General features: G+C 71.0%; 8 protein-coding genes and 2 pseudogenes. All 10 read left to right on the top strand.

Annotated elements, in window-relative coordinates:
* Nucleotides 1-16: 16 nt before the first annotated feature.
* The 10 genes and pseudogenes from DY245_RS05495 to DY245_RS05455 all read left to right on the top strand — a co-directional run bounded on the left by DY245_RS05495 (nt 17) and on the right by DY245_RS05455 (nt 16,775).
* Entirely contained in the window at nt 17-1,777 is a 1,761-nt protein-coding gene (locus DY245_RS05495; protein WP_128504108.1) for an ABC transporter transmembrane domain-containing protein, read from the top strand.
* Nucleotides 1,774-3,428 (top strand): annotated as a pseudogene (locus tag DY245_RS05490) (ABC transporter ATP-binding protein); the annotation flags it as partial. The gene DY245_RS05495 and the pseudogene DY245_RS05490, both read left to right, overlap by 4 nt.
* Nucleotide 3,429: 1 nt before the next feature.
* Nucleotides 3,430-3,690: pseudogene (locus DY245_RS45830) on the top strand (ABC transporter ATP-binding protein); the annotation flags it as partial.
* A 348-nt stretch (nt 3,691-4,038) separates the two neighbouring features.
* On the top strand, nt 4,039-6,315 hold the full coding sequence (locus DY245_RS05485; RefSeq protein WP_128504104.1) for a M4 family metallopeptidase: 2,277 nt from the start codon (nt 4,039-4,041) through the stop codon (nt 6,313-6,315).
* A gap of 286 nt (nt 6,316-6,601) precedes the next feature.
* Entirely contained in the window at nt 6,602-8,233 is a 1,632-nt protein-coding gene (locus DY245_RS05480) for a M4 family metallopeptidase (protein WP_128504102.1), read from the top strand.
* A 115-nt stretch (nt 8,234-8,348) separates the two neighbouring features.
* Nucleotides 8,349-9,005, top strand: coding sequence for a response regulator transcription factor (locus DY245_RS05475; protein ID WP_128504138.1), 657 nt, complete (start codon nt 8,349-8,351; stop codon nt 9,003-9,005).
* A complete protein-coding gene (locus DY245_RS05470; RefSeq protein ID WP_244942846.1) occupies nt 9,002-10,597 on the top strand; it encodes a sensor histidine kinase in 1,596 nt (531 codons plus the stop codon). Before DY245_RS05475 ends, DY245_RS05470 begins: the two co-directional genes overlap by 4 nt.
* A 596-nt stretch (nt 10,598-11,193) precedes the next feature.
* Nucleotides 11,194-13,197: an alpha-1,4-glucan--maltose-1-phosphate maltosyltransferase gene (locus tag DY245_RS05465; protein WP_128504100.1), complete on the top strand. Its 2,004-nt coding sequence runs from the start codon at nt 11,194-11,196 to the stop codon at nt 13,195-13,197.
* Nucleotides 13,194-14,921: a maltose alpha-D-glucosyltransferase gene (gene treS / locus DY245_RS05460; RefSeq protein WP_128504098.1), complete on the top strand. Its 1,728-nt coding sequence runs from the start codon at nt 13,194-13,196 to the stop codon at nt 14,919-14,921. The genes DY245_RS05465 and treS overlap by 4 nt, the downstream gene beginning before the upstream one ends.
* A gap of 354 nt (nt 14,922-15,275) precedes the next feature.
* Nucleotides 15,276-16,775: a maltokinase N-terminal cap-like domain-containing protein gene (locus tag DY245_RS05455; RefSeq protein ID WP_181923532.1), complete on the top strand. Its 1,500-nt coding sequence runs from the start codon at nt 15,276-15,278 to the stop codon at nt 16,773-16,775.
* Nucleotides 16,776-16,990 lie beyond the last annotated feature (215 nt).

Raw genomic sequence — 16,990 nt, 5'->3', positions numbered from 1 at the left:
GGGGGGGGCGGATGAGATGACGGACACCGCGAGGGAGCCGGGCGTCCCCGACCACCGCAGTGCCGGGCGCTATCTGTGGTGGCTGGTGACCAGTCAGCGCGGGCGGGTCGCGGCGGGGGCGTCGTACGGGAGTCTGTGGATGACCGGGCTGATGCTGCCGCCGTATGTGCTGTCACGGGCGATCGACGAGGGGCTGGCGCCGGGGCGGATGCCGGCGCTGATCGGCTGGACGGCGGTGCTGCTGGCCGTCGGGGTGCTGAACGCCTGGCTGGGCATCATGCGGCATCGCACGATGACCAGGGTCCGGATGGACGCCACCTTCCGTACGGTGCGGGCCATCGTCGCGCACACCCTGCGGCTGGGCGCCGCGCTGCCCCGCAAGGCGACGGCCGGGGAAGTCGTCACGATCGGGATCGGCGATGTCGGGGTGATCAGCCAGACGCTGACGATGACCGGGCCGGGCGTCGGCGCGGTGCTGGCCTATGTGGTCGTCGCCGTGCTGCTGCTGGCCGTCTCACCGCTGCTCGCGGTGGTCGTGCTGCTGGGCGTACCGCTGCTCGCGGTGCTGGTCGGGCCGCTGCTGGGGCGGCTGCAAGGGGTGGAGACCCGGTACCGCGAGCGGCAGAGCGGGCTGGCGGCCCGGCTGACGGACCTGGTCGGCGGGCTGCGGGTGCTGGGCGGCCTCGGCGGGAAAGAGGTGTTCGCCGACCGCTACCGGCGCGAGTCCCAGGCGCTGCGGAGCGAGGGCTACCGGGTCGGCTCGGTGACCAGCTGGATCCAGGCGCTCGGCGTCGGCCTGCCGACGCTGTTCCTGGCCGCGGTGACCTGGCTCGCGGCGCGGATGGCGGCCCAAGGGACCATCACCGTCGGCGAGTTGGTGGCGGTCTACGGGTATGCGGCGGCGCTGGTGGTGCCGGTGTCGTTCTTCATCGAGGGCGGCTACGACCTCACCCGGGGGCTGGTCGCCGCCCGTCGGGTGGTGCGGTTCCTGGATCTGGAACCGGATTCCGCGGACGGCCGGAGAACGGCGGCCGCCGCGCAGGACGCGCCCGAAGCGGCGTCCGTGCTACGGGATCCGGCCTCGGGCGTCGAGGTGGTGCCCGGGCTGCTGACCGCGCTGGCCGCCACCCGGCCGGCCGAGTCGGCGGCGGTGGTCGACCGCCTGGGTCGGTTCGCGGATTCGGCGGCGACCTGGGGCGCGCTGCGCCTCGACGAGATCGCCCTGTCCCGGATACGCGACCGGATCCTGGTCGCGGACAACGAAGCGGATCTGTTCGCCGGGACGCTGCGCGAGGTGGTCGGCGGACGCCAGGACCGCACCGAGGAGGCGATCGACCGTGCCGTCCGTGCGGCCCTGGCCGAGGACATCGTCCGCGGTCTGCCGGACGGCCTCGACTCCGTGGTCGAGGCGCAGGGCCGCAATCTCTCCGGCGGGCAGCGGCAGCGCCTCCGCCTGGTGCGGGCGCTGCTGGCCGACCCCGAGGTGCTGCTCGCGGTCGAACCGACCTCGGCGGTCGACGCCCACACCGAGGCGGGCATCGCGGCCCGGCTGCACTCCGCCCGGGCGGGCCGTACGACCGTGGTCACCAGCACCTCACCGCTGCTGCTCGACCGGGCCGACCTCGTCTACTTCCTCGTCGACGGCAAGGTCACGGCCGCCGGCAGCCATCGTGAACTCCTCGCCGGGCAGCCCGGATACCGCCGCCTGGTGTCGCGCGGCGAGGACGGAACAGAGGGCGGGGCCGAAGTGGCCGTGACCGAGGAGGCCGCGCGATGACGGCGAGAACCACCCGCACCGCGGGGGCCGACGACCTGCCGGACGGTGCGGCGCTGCCGGTGGCCGACCCGGCCACGACCCGTCGGGCGGCGAGGCGGCTGATCCGGCTGGACGGGCGGGCGTTCGCCCTGATGCTGGCGCTGAACGCGCTGGCGGCCGGCGCCGGTCTGGTCGGCCCGTGGCTGCTCGGCCGGATCGTGGACACGGTGCGCAGCGGCGGCGGGGTAGGCACGGTGGACCGGCTGGCGCTGGTCATCCTGGTGTGTGCGCTGGCGCAGCTGCTGCTGGCGCGCTACGCCCGCTATGTCGGGCACCGGTTCGGCGAGCGGACCGTGGCACGGGTCCGCGAGCAGTACGTCGACCGGGCGCTGGCACTGCCCGCGGCGGCCGTGGAACGGGCCGGTACGGGCGATCTGACGGCCCGCGGCACGACGGATGTCACCTCGGTCGCCCGTACGTTGCGGGACGCCGCGCCGGAGGTGTTCATCGCGGCGGCGCAGGCGCTGTTCCTGCTCGGTGCGGTCGTGGTGCTCGATCCGCTGCTCGGGCTGTGCGGGCTGGGGCTGCTGAGCGGCCTGCTGGCCGTCCGGTGGTATCTGCGCCGGGCACACACCGCGTATCTGGCGGAGGGGGCGGCGACCTCGGCGCTCGCCGAGCTGCTCGCGGCCACCGCCACGGGCGCCAGGACCGTAGAGGCGCTGGGGCTCCAGGAGCGCCGGACGGCGGCGAGCGAGCGGGCGATCGAGCGGTGCCGCCGCACCCGTACCCGCACGCTGTTCCTGCGCAGCGTGCTGCTGCCCGCCGTGGAGGTCTCGTACGTCATCCCGGTGGTCGGCGTGCTGCTGGTCGGCGGGGCGCTGCACGGGCGGGACGGGATCAGCCTGGGTGTGGTCGTCTCCGCGGCGCTGTATCTGCGGCAGTTGTCGGAGCCGATGGCGACGATCCTGCTCTGGATCGAGCAGTTGCAGAGCAGCGGCGCCGCCTTCGCCCGCGTCGAGGGCCTGGGCCGGACCCCCGCCGCCACGAAGGCCGTCCCGCACCAGTCCGCGGCCCCCTCCCCCGCCCTCCCCGCCGACGACCGCATCGACGTCACCGCCGTCCACTACGCCTACGACAACGGGGCCGTCGGCCGCGGCCCCGACGGCGACAGCGCCCCCGATCCCGCCCCCGACCGCGACGTGCTGCACGGCGTGGACCTGACCATCCGCCCCGGGGAACGGATAGCCCTGGTCGGTCCCTCCGGGGCCGGCAAGTCCACCCTGGGGCGGCTGCTGGCCGGAATCGACGCGCCGCGCAGTGGCTCGGTGACGGTCGGGCGGGTGCCGATCGCCGAGCTGGACCCCGAGGTGCTGCGCCGCCAGGTCGTCCTCGTCACCCAGGAGCACCATGTCTTCCTGGGCACCGTCCGCGACAATCTGCGGATCGCCGCGCCCGACGCCGATGACACCGCGCTGCGCGCCGCGCTGGCCGCCGTCGGAGCCGAGTGGGCAAAGGAGCTGCCGGCCGGTCTGGACACCGAGCTGGGCGCCGGCGGGCACCGCCCCGACGGCACACAGTCCCAGCAACTCGCCCTGGCCCGCGTGGTGCTGGCGGATCCGCACACGCTCATCCTCGACGAGGCGACCGCGCTGCTCGACCCGCGCACGGCACGNCTGGCGGATCCGCACACGCTCATCCTCGACGAGGCGACCGCGCTGCTCGACCCGCGCACGGCACGGCACACGGAGCGCGCACTGGCCGCCGTGCTGAAAGGCCGTACGGTCATCGCCATCGCCCACCGTCTGCACACTGCCCATGACGCGGACCGTGTGGCCGTCATGGAGGGCGGCCGGCTGACCGAACTCGGCACCCACGACGACCTGGTGGCGACGGATGGTGCCTATGCCGCGCTCTGGCGGTCCTGGCACGGATAGCCGTACGGCGGGGCCCAGTTACCCGTGAGGACGATCACAAACCGTCCGGTTTCCGGACAGCGATTTCGCGCAACGGACGGTTTCCGGCCAATTAGTTGAGCGGACCCTGACAACAAGCCAGGCGGGGTGGGACTCTTCCCGGCAACCGCCGCACGGGTCCCCACAGCACCACACCCCGCGGCAGCCGATTTCCACTGCACCATCCGTTCCACCAGTACGTCAGGAATTTCGCGTACGTCTCCCCCCACACGCTCCAAAGTGTTCTGCCTCGCTCTGCCCGGACGGCCGCTTCGCCGCCCGGTCCCCCTCGGCCGCCGTCACGTAGCGGCCACCGCAGAAGGAGTCAGTGTGAGACGCACCCCCCATAGACGCGCCGTTGCGACCGGCGCGTTGGTCGCCGTCACGGCGATGCTGGCCGTCGGTGTTCAGGCCGGTACCGGCACGGCGGCCGCCCCGCGGCCGGGCACCGCGCATGCCACGCCCGACCCCGGCGCACTGCCGGCCAAGCTGTCCCCGTCCCAGCGTGCGGAGCTGATACGGGCAGCCGGCGCGACCACCGCCGAGACCGCGCGGGAGCTCAAGCTCGGCGCGCAGGAGAAGCTGGTCGTCAAGGACGTTTCCAGGGACGTCAACGGCACCACGCACACCCGCTACGAGCGCACCTACCAGGGACTGCCCGTCCTCGGTGGTGACCTCGTGGTGCACGAGAGCAAGAGCGGCAAGCTCAAGGGCGTCACCAAGGCCGTACGGTCCCAGCTGAAGGTCGCCACCACCACCGCGAAGGTGAAGCCGGCCACCGCCGAGGCGAAGGCCGTCAAGTCGGCCCAGGCGCTCGGCTCGAAGAAGACCGAGGCCGCCAAGGCACCGCGCAAGGTGGTCTGGGTCGCCGACGGCAAGCCGGTACTCGCGTACGAGACGGTGGTCGGCGGGCTGCAGGAAGACGGCACCCCCAACCAGCTGCATGTCATCACGGACGCCACGACCGGCGCCAAGATCTTCGAGTACCAGGGGATCGAGAACGGCGTCGGCAACAGCGAGTACAGCGGCAAGGTCACCCTCGGGACGTCGGGCTCGGCGCCGAACTTCTCGATGACCGACCCCACCCGCGGCAACCACAAGACGTACGACCTCAAGCACGGCTCGTCGGGCACCGGTTCGCTCTTCACCGACGCCGACGACACCTGGGGCGACGGCACACCGCAGAACGCCCAGACGGCGGGTGTCGACGCGGCCTACGGCGCGCAGGAGACCTGGGACTACTACAAGAACGTGCACGGCCGCAGCGGTATCCGCGGTGACGGCGTGGGCGCCTACTCCCGCGTCCACTACGGCAACAGCTACGTCAACGCGTTCTGGGACGACGGCTGCTTCTGCATGACGTACGGCGACGGCAGCGGCAACGCCGCCCCGCTGACGTCCATCGACGTGGCCGGCCACGAGATGTCGCACGGTGTCACCGCGGCCACCGCCAACCTCACCTACAGCGGTGAGTCCGGCGGCCTCAACGAGGCGACTTCGGACATCTTCGGTACGGCGGTGGAGTTCTACGCCAACAACCCCGCCGACCCCGGTGACTACCTCATCGGCGAGAAGATCGACATCAACGGTGACGGCACCCCGCTGCGCTACATGGACAAGCCGTCCAAGGACGGGGGGTCGGCGGACTACTGGTCGAGCAACGTCGGCAACAAGGACGTGCACTACTCGTCCGGTGTCGCCAACCACTTCTTCTACCTGCTGTCCGAGGGCAGCGGCCCGAAGGACATCGGCGGCGTCCACTACGACAGCCCGACCTTCGACAATCAGCCGGTTCCGGGCATCGGCCGGGCCAACGCCGAGAAGGTGTGGTTCAAGGCGCTCAGCCAGTACATGAGCGCCAACACCAACTACGCGGGTGCCCGCGACGCCACGCTGAAGGCCGCGGCCGACCTGTTCGGCCAGGGCAGCGCGTCGTACAACACGGTCGCCAACACCTGGGCGGCGGTCAACGTCGGCTCGCGTGTCCCGGACGGCGGCGTCTCCGTCACCAACCCGGGCAACCAGACCAGCACCGTGGGCCAGGCGGCAAGCCTGCAGATCAAGGCCACCAGCGGTACCGCGGGCGCGCTGTCGTACGCGGCGAGCGGGCTGCCCGCCGGGCTGTCGATCAACGCGAGCACCGGTCTGATCTCCGGTACGCCGACCACGGCCGGCACCAACGCCGTGACGGTCACGGTCACCGACGCCGCGAGGAAGACCGGTACGGCCGCCTTCACCTGGACGGTCAACCCGGCCGGCGGCGGCAATGTCTTCGAGAACGCCGACGATGTACAGATCCCGGACGCCGGCGCGGCGGTCACCTCGCCGATCACCGTCAGCCGCAGCGGCAATGCGCCGAGCACGCTGAAGGTCGGGGTGGACATCGTGCACACCTACCGCGGTGACCTGGTCATCGACCTGATCGCCCCGGACGGTACGGCCTACCGGCTGAAGAACTCCAGCGCGATGGACTCGGCGGCCAATGTGAAGACGACCTACACCGTCAACGCCTCCTCGAAGGCCGCGAGCGGTACCTGGAAGCTGCGGGTCCAGGACGTCTACGCACAGGACAGCGGCTACATCAACGGCTGGAAGCTGACGTTCTGACCTGACGGCAGCACTTCGGCGTCACCCTCGTGTGACATAGGCGGGCCGGAAGAGCACACCGAACCACAACTGACCTGCCGGACAACCTAGTTGGGCGTCGTTCCCGGAACTCCGGGGGCGGCGCCCAACTCCGTTATGCGAACAGCGATCACCTCCCTGCGGACGATTTTCGGCCAAGTTGTTAACACCCTCCTGACATGAACGCGTTCGAATGGCAGTCTTCCGGACGCAGTCACACCCGCATCGCTTTGCACCCCCACCACTTGGCAAAGTTGAAGGAGCACGAGTGACCCCCCACATATCCCGTAAGACCCGTGTGACCGGTACCGCCCTCGCTGCCGCGGCCCTGCTGGCCGCCGGCATCACCGCGGGTACCGCAGGCGCCTCGCCCGCACAGACCCCCACCGCGGACGGTTCGCCTCTCAAGCTCAGTGCCTCGCACCGCGCGGAACTGCTGCGTGACGCGAGCGCCGTCAAGGCGCAGACCGCCAAGGAACTCGGTCTCGGCGGGCAGGAGAAGCTGGTCGTCAAGGACGTCATCAAGGACGCCGACGGCACCACGCACACCCGCTACGAGCGCACCTACGGCGGACTGCCGGTCCTGGGCGGCGACCTGATCGTGCACACCGCCAAGGGCGGCGCGATCAAGAGCACCACCAAGTCGACCGACAAGACCATCAAGGTGGCCTCCACCACGGCGAAGATCGCCCCGCAGGCCGCCGCGAAGTCGGCGCAGGGCACCGCCGCCAAGTCGCTCGCCGCGAAGAAGGCCGACGCGCAGGCGCCCAAGAAGGTCGTCTGGGCCGCCTCCGGCACGCCCGTCCTCGCCTACGACACCGTCGTCAAGGGCGTCCAGAAGGACGGCACGCCCAGCCGGATGCACATCATCACGGACGCCAACAGCGGCAAGAAGCTGTTCCAGTACGACGAGATCCGCACCGGCAAGGGCGAGAGCGAGTACAGCGGCAGCGTCGAGCTGGGCACCTCCAAGGAGGGCAACGGCTTCACGCTGACCGACGGCGAGCGCGGTGGTCACAAGACCACCAACCTGGAGAACGGCGAGTCCGGCGACGGCAAGGCCTTCACGGACGACGACGACGCCTGGGGCACCGGCAAGCCCGACGACCCGCAGACCGCGGCCGTCGACGCGCACTACGGTGCGGCCGAGACCTGGGACTACTACAAGACCGTGCAGGGCCGCAGCGGCATCAAGGGCGACGGCAAGGGTGCCTCCTCGCGCGTCCACTACGGCAACAGCTACGTCAACGCCTTCTGGGACGACAGCTGCTTCTGCATGACGTACGGCGACGGCCAGGACAACAAGGCCCCGCTGACCGCCCTGGACGTCGCGGCGCACGAGATGTCGCACGGTGTCACCTCGGCCACCGCCAACCTCACCTACAGCGGTGAGTCCGGCGGCCTCAACGAGGGCACCTCGGACATCTTCGGCACCTCGGTCGAGTTCTACGCCAAGAACGACAAGGACCCGGGCGACTACCTCATCGGCGAGAAGATCAACATCAACGGTGACGGCACCCCGCTGCGCTACATGGACAAGCCCAGCAAGGACGGCCAGTCGCAGGACAACTGGGACTCCAACACCGGGGGCCTCGACCCGCACTACTCCTCGGGCGTCGCCAACCACTTCTTCTACCTGCTGTCCGAGGGCAGCGGCGCGAAGGAGATCAACGGCGTCAAGTACGACAGCCCGACGGCGGACGGCTCCAAGGTCGAGGGCATCGGCCGGGACAAGGCCGAGAAGATCTGGTTCAAGGCCCTGACCGAGTACATGACCTCGAACACGGACTACAAGGCCGCGCGCGAGGCGACCGTCAAGGCCGCCACCGACCTGTACAAGGCCGGCAGCCCCGAGGTCAAGGGCGTCGAGGCCGCCTGGACCGGTGTCGCCGTCAAGTGACGCGATGCGCAGGAACGCGCTGATCGTCCCGGGGTAACGTGAACCCGGAGCGGGCGGTGTCCGGAGACCCTCCGGGCACCGCCTTCGCGTGTAACGGGGGTTCCGGATGAGCCGAATGACCAGAGTGCTGCTGGCCGACGACGAGACGATGATGCGGGCCGGTGTGCGCGCGATTCTCGGCGCCGCGCCCGATATCGAGGTCGTCGCGGAGGCCGCCGACGGCCGCGAGGCCCTCGATCTGGCCCTGCGTCACCGGCCCGATGTCTGCCTGCTGGACGTCCGTATGCCGCACCTGGACGGCCTCGGCGCCGCCGCCGAACTGGCCAAGGCGCTGCCCGGGACCGCCGTCGTGATGCTGACGACATTCTCCGAGGACGAGTACATCGCCGGCGCCCTCGGCTCGGGCGCCGCCGGCTTTCTGCTCAAGTCCGGGGATCCGCGGGAGCTGATCGCCGGAGTACGGGCCGTCGCCGAGGGCGGCGCCTGCCTCTCGCCGTCCGTCGCCCGGCGCGTCATCTCCCACCTGGGGGACGGGCAGTTGGGCCGGGGCGCGGCCGCCCGCGCCCGGATCGCCGAGCTGACCGGCCGCGAACGCGAGGTGCTCGGCCTGGTCGGCGCCGGACTGTCGAACGCGGAGATCGGCCGGCGGCTGTTCCTGGTCGAGGGCACCGTCAAGGCGTATGTCAGCGCGATCCTCGCCCGTCTCGGCGTCAAGAACCGCGTCCAGGCGGCGATCCTCGCGTACGAGGCGGGCCTGGTTCCGGCCTCATGACGCCCTGGCGGCGCCCGGACGTGCGGCGGCTGCGCGCACTGCTCCCCGGGTTCGCGCTCTGGCTGACGCTGTGCACTCCGCCCGCCTGGACGCTCGACACCCCCTCGGACCTCCAGCGATGGGCGACGCTGGCCGGCTTTCCCCTGCTCGGTCTGTCCGTGCTGCTGCACAGGTCCTGGCCACTGGTGTCGGTGGCGATCCCGCTGGCGACGAGCCTGGTGCTCTCGGTGCAGCTGTTCACCGCCGCGTACTGCCTCGCCCTGGCCGTGCTCGGCTATCTCGCCGGTGTCCGGATGGTGCGCGCCCGCCCCGCGCTGTGGTTCTTCGCCGGGACCGCGGCGGCCGGTGTGCCGCTGTGCGCGGTGGTCAGCCGCAGCCTGTGGCCCTGGTTCAACTTCTTGCTGGCGCTGCTGCTCAATGTGGTGCTGCCATGGCTGCTGGGCCGCTATCGCCGCCAGTACGGCGAACTCGTCCGCACCGGCTGGCAGCTCGCCGAGCGCATGGAGCTCGAACAGCAGGCGGTCGCCGACCGTACCCGGCTGCGCGAACGCGCCAGAATCGCCGGCGATATGCATGACTCCCTCGGCCATGACCTGGCGCTGCTCGCGCTGCGGGCCGGGGCGCTGGAGGTCGATCCCGGGCTGGACGCGGACCGCCGGGCGGCGGCCGGGGAGCTGCGCGAGGCGGCCGGCGCGGCGACCGAGCGGCTGCGGGAGATCATCGGCGTCCTGCGCACGGACGACGAGAGTGCGCCCCGGGTGCCGGCGGACGAGAGCGTGGAGCGGCTGGTGGAGCGCGCGCGGGCATCGGGGATGACGGTGACGCTGGAGCGGGTGGACGAGGAGGCCCGCGGCTCCGGTGAGGCGCCGGGCGGCGACCCCGTGGCCGCGCTGCCGCCCATGACCGGCCACGCCTTGCACCGTGTCGTCCAGGAATCCCTGACCAACGCCGCCAAGCACGCACCGGGCGCCGCCGTCCACCTCCGGCTCGTCCGGGCCGCCGGGCAGCTGCACCTCACCGTGGCCAACGGTCCCCGCCCGGCCGGTCCCGCGCCGGATCCGGTCTCCGGCGGCAGCGGGCTGGTGGGTCTGGACGAACGGGTACGGCTGGCGGGCGGGACGCTGCACAGCGGCCGGACGCCAGTGGGCGGGTTCGCGGTCACGGCCCGGCTGCCGCTGGCCGGCGGGCCGGTCACCCAGGCCGGGGCGCCCGAACCGACCGCCGCCGCACGGAAGTTGGCGCAGGCCCGCCGTCAGGTACGGCGCCGGCTGCGCCAGACGGTGACCGTCCCGCTCGCGGCGACCGCCGCACTGTTGCTCCTGATGGCCGTCTTTGCGCTGGTCAGCTCCCCGTGGACGGTGCTGGAGCGGGCGGACTACGACCGTCTGCACATCGGTATGCCGCGCGCGCAGGTGGCGGACGTGGTGCCGTTCTTCTCCCTGGACGCCCCGCCGGACGGCACCCCGCCGCCCCCGCGCGGCTGGTCCTGTGCGTACTACAGCGTCCACCCGGACACCGTCTCCGCCTACGAGCTCTGCTTCGCCGACGACCGGCTGGTCAGACGAGGCGTCGTATACCGCCGGGACCGCTAAGGCAGGCAACCGTCACCAACTCGCCTACTGTGCCCGCGAGTTGAGGGAGTGACCCGGGACCGGAACCTGCCCTACCGCCGCGTCCGCCGATATGGCTGATTCCACCCCCTCATGCGCTCTTGTACGGACTCCCTCCTGGGGGGAGGCTGCGGTGTGGCGTCGATGGGCCCCGGCGCGACACCGGACATCCGCACACCGCAACTCCGCTGTGATCACACCGAGTTGAGGAGGCGAACGCCGACCGTGTCAGCGCAGCTCCGCAGCCGCCCGCGAGCGGGCAGGGGTATGTCCACCGGGTCACATCGGCCCCTTGGTTACGTACCAGTAGTTCACATTCCGCCGGATTTCCCGGCCGTCGTCCGCGGGAAGGCTCACCGGGTACGCCGTTCCCCCCTCGCGATGCACCGACGACGCAGCACACATTCCACTGAGGGCGCTCCCGGCCACCGGCCGGCGCAGCATCGACTCGGCCGGCCGTGTCATCCGCCAGCCGAGTGAAAGCGGACACGAGCGCCCATGCCCGCACCCGGTCCCCCCACCGTGGAGCGGATACAAAGGACAAAACCCAGCAAAGCATCACAAGCCCAGGTGAGCCCATGATCGGTCGCATCCCTGTTCTGGACATCCGCCCGCAGATCGATTGCGGCCGCCGCCCGGCGAAGGCCGTGGTGGGTGAGACCTTCGAGGTCTCGGCCACCGTCTTCCGAGAAGGGCATGACGCGGTCGCGGCCAATGTGGTGCTGCGCAACCCCGCCGGCCGCTGCGGTCCCTGGACCCCGATGCAGGAGCGGGCGCCCGGTACCGACCGGTGGAGCACCGAGGTCACCCCGGACATCGAGGGCCGCTGGACCTTCACCGTCGAGGCCTGGTCCGATCCGCTCGCCACCTGGCGCAAGCACGCCTCGATCAAGATCCCGGCGGGCATCGACAGCGAGCTGATGCTCGCCGAGGGCGCCGAACTCCACGAGCGGGCGGCCGCCGACGTCCCCAAGAGCGACGGCCGGGAGTCGGTGCTCAGCGCCGTGGACGCGCTGCGCAACCCGAAGCTCCCCGCCGCCACCCGGCTCGCCGCGGCGCTCTCCCCCCAGGTCATCGAGGCGCTGGAGCGCCATCCGCTGCGCGAACTGCTCACCGTCTCGCGGCCGATGCCACTGGTCGTCGAGCGCCGGCGGGCCCTGTACGGCTCGTGGTACGAACTCTTCCCGCGCTCCGAGGGCGCCTTCGTCGCACCGGACGGCAGGCCCGTCAGCGGCACCCTGCGCACCGCCGCCGAGCGGCTGCCGGCCGTCGCCGCCATGGGCTTCGACGTGGTCTATCTCCCGCCCGTCCACCCCATCGGCACCGCCTTCCGCAAGGGCCCCAACAATGCGCTGTCCGCCGGCCCGGACGATGTCGGCTCCCCCTGGGCCATCGGTTCGGCCGCCGGCGGCCATGACGCCCTCCATCCGGACCTGGGCACCTTCGAGGACTTCGAGCACTTCGTACGCACCGCCCGCGATCTGCGGATGGAGGTGGCGCTGGACTTCGCGCTGCAGTGCTCGCCCGACCACCCCTGGGTCACCCTGCACCCCCAGTGGTTCCACCACCGCACCGACGGCTCGATCGCCTACGCCGAGAACCCGCCGAAGAAGTACCAGGACATCTACCCCCTCGCCTTCGACACCGACTTCCGCGGGCTGGTGCGCGAGACCGAGCGGCTGCTGCACTTCTGGATGGCCAAGGGCGTACGGATCTTCCGCGTGGACAATCCGCACACCAAACCGGTGGCGTTCTGGGAGAAGGTGATCGGTGACATCAACCGCACCGATCCCGACGTGCTCTTTCTCGCCGAGGCGTTCACCCGGCCCGCGATGCTGCACACCCTCGCCCAGATCGGCTTCCACCAGTCGTACACCTACTTCACCTGGCGTAACACCAAGCGGGAGCTGACCGACTACCTCACCGAGCTGTCCGGCGAGAGCGCCTCCTACCTGCGGCCCAACTTCTTTGTGAACACCCCGGACATCCTGCACGCCTACCTCCAGGAGGGCGGCCGCCCGGCCTTCGAGATCCGCGCCGTGCTGGCCGCCACCCTCTCCCCCACCTGGGGCGTCTACGCCGGATATGAACTCTGCGAGTCGACGCCGGTACGCCGCGGCAGCGAGGAGTACCTCGACTCGGAGAAGTACCAACTCAAGCCGCGCGACTGGGATGCGGCGGCCAGAGAGGGGCGCACCATCGCCCCTCTGATCACCGCGCTCAACCGCATCCGCCGCCGGCACCCTGCCCTGCAACAGCTGCGCAATCTGCGCTTCCACCGGGTCGACAACGACGCCGTACTCGCCTTCTCCAAGCGCGCGGGCCACGGCGACGGAGCCGACACGGTGCTCACGGTGGTCAACCTCGACCCGCACCACACCCACGAGGCGACGGTGTCGTTGGACATGCCGGAACTCGGCCTCGGCCGGCACGAGTCCTTCCCGGTGCGCGACGAGCTCACCGGCGATACCTACCACTGGGGCAGGGACAACTATGTGCGCCTTGAGCCGGGCCGCTCTCTCGCGCCCGCTCATGTGCTGTCGCTGCGACCGTCCTCACCGATCGGAGGGTCACCCAATTGATCGTCAATGAGCCAGTCCCCGACACGTTCGAGGACACCCCGGCGAAGGACCGCGATCCCGACTGGTTCAAACGGGCCGTCTTCTACGAAGTCCTGGTGCGCTCCTTCCAGGACAGCAATGGCGACGGCATCGGCGACCTCAAGGGCATCACGGCCAAGCTCGACTATCTGCAGTGGCTGGGGGTGGACTGCCTCTGGCTGCCGCCGTTCTTCAAATCCCCGCTGCGGGACGGCGGTTACGATGTCGCCGACTACACCGCGGTGCTCCCCGATTTCGGCGATCTGGCCGACTTCGTGGAATTCGTGGACGCCGCGCACCACCGCGGAATGCGGGTCATCATCGACATGGTGATGAACCACACCAGCGACCAGCACCCGTGGTTCCAGGAATCGCGCAACGATCCCGAAGGGCCGTACGGCGACTATTACGTCTGGGCCGACGACGACAAGCAGTACGCCGACGCCCGGATCATCTTCGTCGACACCGAAGCCTCCAACTGGACCTTCGACCCGGTCCGCAAGCAGTACTACTGGCACCGCTTCTTCTCCCACCAGCCGGATCTCAACTACGAGAACCCGGCGGTCCAGGAGGAGATGATCTCCGCCCTGCGGTTCTGGCTCGACCTGGGGATCGACGGCTTCCGGCTGGACGCGGTGCCGTATCTCTACGTGGAGGAGGGCACCAACTGCGAGAATCTGCCCGCCTCGCACGCCTTCCTCAAGCGGGTCCGCGCGGAAATCGACGCGCACTACCCGGACACCGTCCTGCTGGCCGAGGCCAATCAATGGCCGGAGGATGTCGTCGACTACTTCGGCGATTACGGCGTCGGCGGCGACGAATGCCATATGGCCTTCCACTTCCCGGTCATGCCGCGCATCTTCATGGCGGTACGCCGCGAATCGCGCTACCCGGTCTCGGAAATCCTCGCCAAGACCCCGGCGATCCCTTCCGGCTGCCAGTGGGGCATCTTCCTGCGTAACCACGACGAGCTGACCCTCGAAATGGTCACGGACGAAGAACGCGACTACATGTACGCGGAGTACGCCAAGGACCCGCGGATGCGCGCCAATATCGGCATCCGCCGGCGGCTGGCCCCACTGCTCGACAACGACCGCAATCAGATCGAACTCTTCACGGCCCTGCTGCTGTCGCTGCCCGGCTCGCCGATTCTTTACTACGGCGACGAGATCGGCATGGGCGACAACATCTGGCTCGGCGACCGTGACGCGGTGCGTACCCCGATGCAGTGGACGCCGGACCGCAATGCCGGTTTCTCCTCCTGCGACCCGGGCCGGCTCTTCCTGCCGACCATCATGGATCCCGTCTACGGCTATCAGGTCACCAACGTCGAGGCGGCGATGAGTTCGCCCTCCTCGCTGCTGCACTGGACCCGCCGGATGATCGAGATCCGTAAGCAGAACCCGGCGTTCGGGCTCGGCAGCTACACCGAGCTCTCGTCCACCAACCCGGCGGTGCTGGCCTTCCTGCGGGAGTCGCCGGGCACCGGTGGCGCGGACGACGACCTGGTGCTGTGTGTGCACAACTTCTCGCGCTTCGCCCAGCCGACGGAGCTGGATCTGCGGGCGTTCAGCGGCCGCCATCCGGTGGAACTCATCGGCGGCGTCCGCTTCCCGGCCATCGGGGAACTGCCGTATCTGCTGACCCTGGCGGGCCACGGGTTCTACTGGTTCCGGCTGCGCAAGAACGCAGGAAAGGCAGCCTAGCGCCGGTGCCCTGACCGGGCACGGGCGCCGAGAACACCGCCCGTACGCGGCCGCATGGCGCGTACGGGCGTTTTTTGACCTTTCGCTCGGGCAGGCTCCCTACTACCGCACGGGCCGGGTGAGCCCTCGTCGGTCCCCGGCTCGCGAGGGGGACCGACGCGCAGCGGAAGCGCGCACGCCGAAACACCGCTGCCGTACGGACGATCTCGCCCGGCGCTCTCGCCGGAGTACGTCCGGGGGGACCCCCACAGCGCCTCCGTCCGGGGGTACCGCCACCGCGCCACCGCACTGTGAAGGCCGCATTCCGGGACACTTTGCCCTACCTTCGTGTGCCCGGGGAAAGGACGCGACGCCATGTCGGACACCGCCCCGACCCGTGCCACCCGAAACAGCCCTGACCGCCGCCCGCTCGTCACCGCACCCGATCTGCTGTCCTCCCTGGCACCCCTGCTCGCCGAATGGGTGCCACGCCAGCGCTGGTTCGCCGGCAAGGGACGGCTGCTCACCGGCTTCACGCTGCTCTCGGCCACCGAACTGCTGCCGTGCACCGCCGACGGCAGCGCACCGGGCCTGCTGCAACTGCTCGTGCGCGCCCAGCAGAGCGCGCCACCGAGCCGTACGCCCTCCGGCGGCGACCGCTACCAACTCCTGCTGGGCGTGCACCCGGCGCTGTCGCCGCAGCTGGCGCCCGCGGTGATCGGCCGCCCGGCCGGCGGCCCGCTGCGTGGCCGCACGGTCTATGACGCCCTGCTCGACAACCGCCTGTGCGGGCTGCTGCTGGAGCGGCTGCGGGTACCGGGACGACTCGGCGCGCTGCGCTTCTGCCGGGAATCCGACGTGGACATCCCCTCCGGGCTGCCGGCCCGGCCGATCGCCGTCGAGCAGTCCAACTCCTCGATCGTCTTTGGAGATTCGTTCATTCTGAAGGTCTTCCGGCGGATCGAACCGGGCATCAACCCGGATCTGGAGCTGCCGCGGGCGCTGGCGGACGCCAAGTGCGCGCGGGTGCCGGCACCCGCCGCGTGGTTCGAGTCGGCGACCGCCGAGGAGAACGGCGAGGCGACGACGCTGGGCGTGCTCCAGCCCTTCCTGCCGGGGTCGGCGGACGGCTGGCAGCTGGCGCTCAATGCGCTGGCCGTACGCGCCGACTTCACCGGCTCGGCCCGGGCGCTCGGCCATGCCACCGCCGAGGTGCACACCGCACTCGCCCAGACGCTGCCCACCACCGAGCTGCGCCGCCCTCAGCTCGATGTGATCGCCGCCCAGATGAACGAGCGGCTGGAGGCCACCGCCCGCGCCGTGCCCGTACTGCAGCCCTACCGCGCCCGGCTGCGCACCGCCTTCGACGCGCTCGCCGCCATGGGCCACGACGGCCGCAGCTGGGCGGCCCAGCGCATCCACGGCGATCTGCACCTGGGCCAGACGCTGCGCTCCGCCGACGAGGGCCGCTGGTCGCTGATCGACTTCGAGGGCGAACCGGCCCGTCCGCTGGCCGAACGGCGCCGCCCGCAGCCGGCGGTGCGCGATGTCGCGGCGATGCTGCGCTCCTTCGACTATGCCGCGCGCAGCGGGCCGGCCGGTGCCGACCCCTGGGCGCTGGAGTGGGCGCGGCGCACCCGCGCCGCCTACTGCCGGGGATACGCCGAGGCCGGCGGGCTCGATCCGCGCTCCGCACCCGAACTGATGCGCGCCTACGAGACCGACAAGGCCGTCTACGAGGTGCTCTACGAGGCCCGGCACCGGCCGGACTGGCTGGCCGTCCCGATGGCCGCCGTCCGGCGGCTGGCGGCGGGCGGGGAGCGGGCCGTGGAGGTGGACGGGGCCGGCCCGTCCCGGACCGACGGCCGGGGGTGAGAGGGCCGCAGACGATCCGCCGCACCGCCGCCCGTACGACTCCCTGTGATCCGACCGACGCCCCGCCCCCTAGGAGGCACTTCTCGTGACCGCCCGTCCGCCGTCCCGCCGCACCACTCCCGACACCGCCGCTCCCGGCGACCCCGCGTCCGCCTCGCGACCGCCCGCTCCCCGGGAGGCGGCCGCGGCACCCGACGGGGCGGCCGAGCCCGCGG

The organism is Streptomyces inhibens, from assembly GCF_003389455.1.
GTDB classification, from domain to species: domain Bacteria; phylum Actinomycetota; class Actinomycetes; order Streptomycetales; family Streptomycetaceae; genus Streptomyces; species Streptomyces inhibens.
This window is presented reverse-complemented; position numbering and strand designations above follow the sequence as displayed.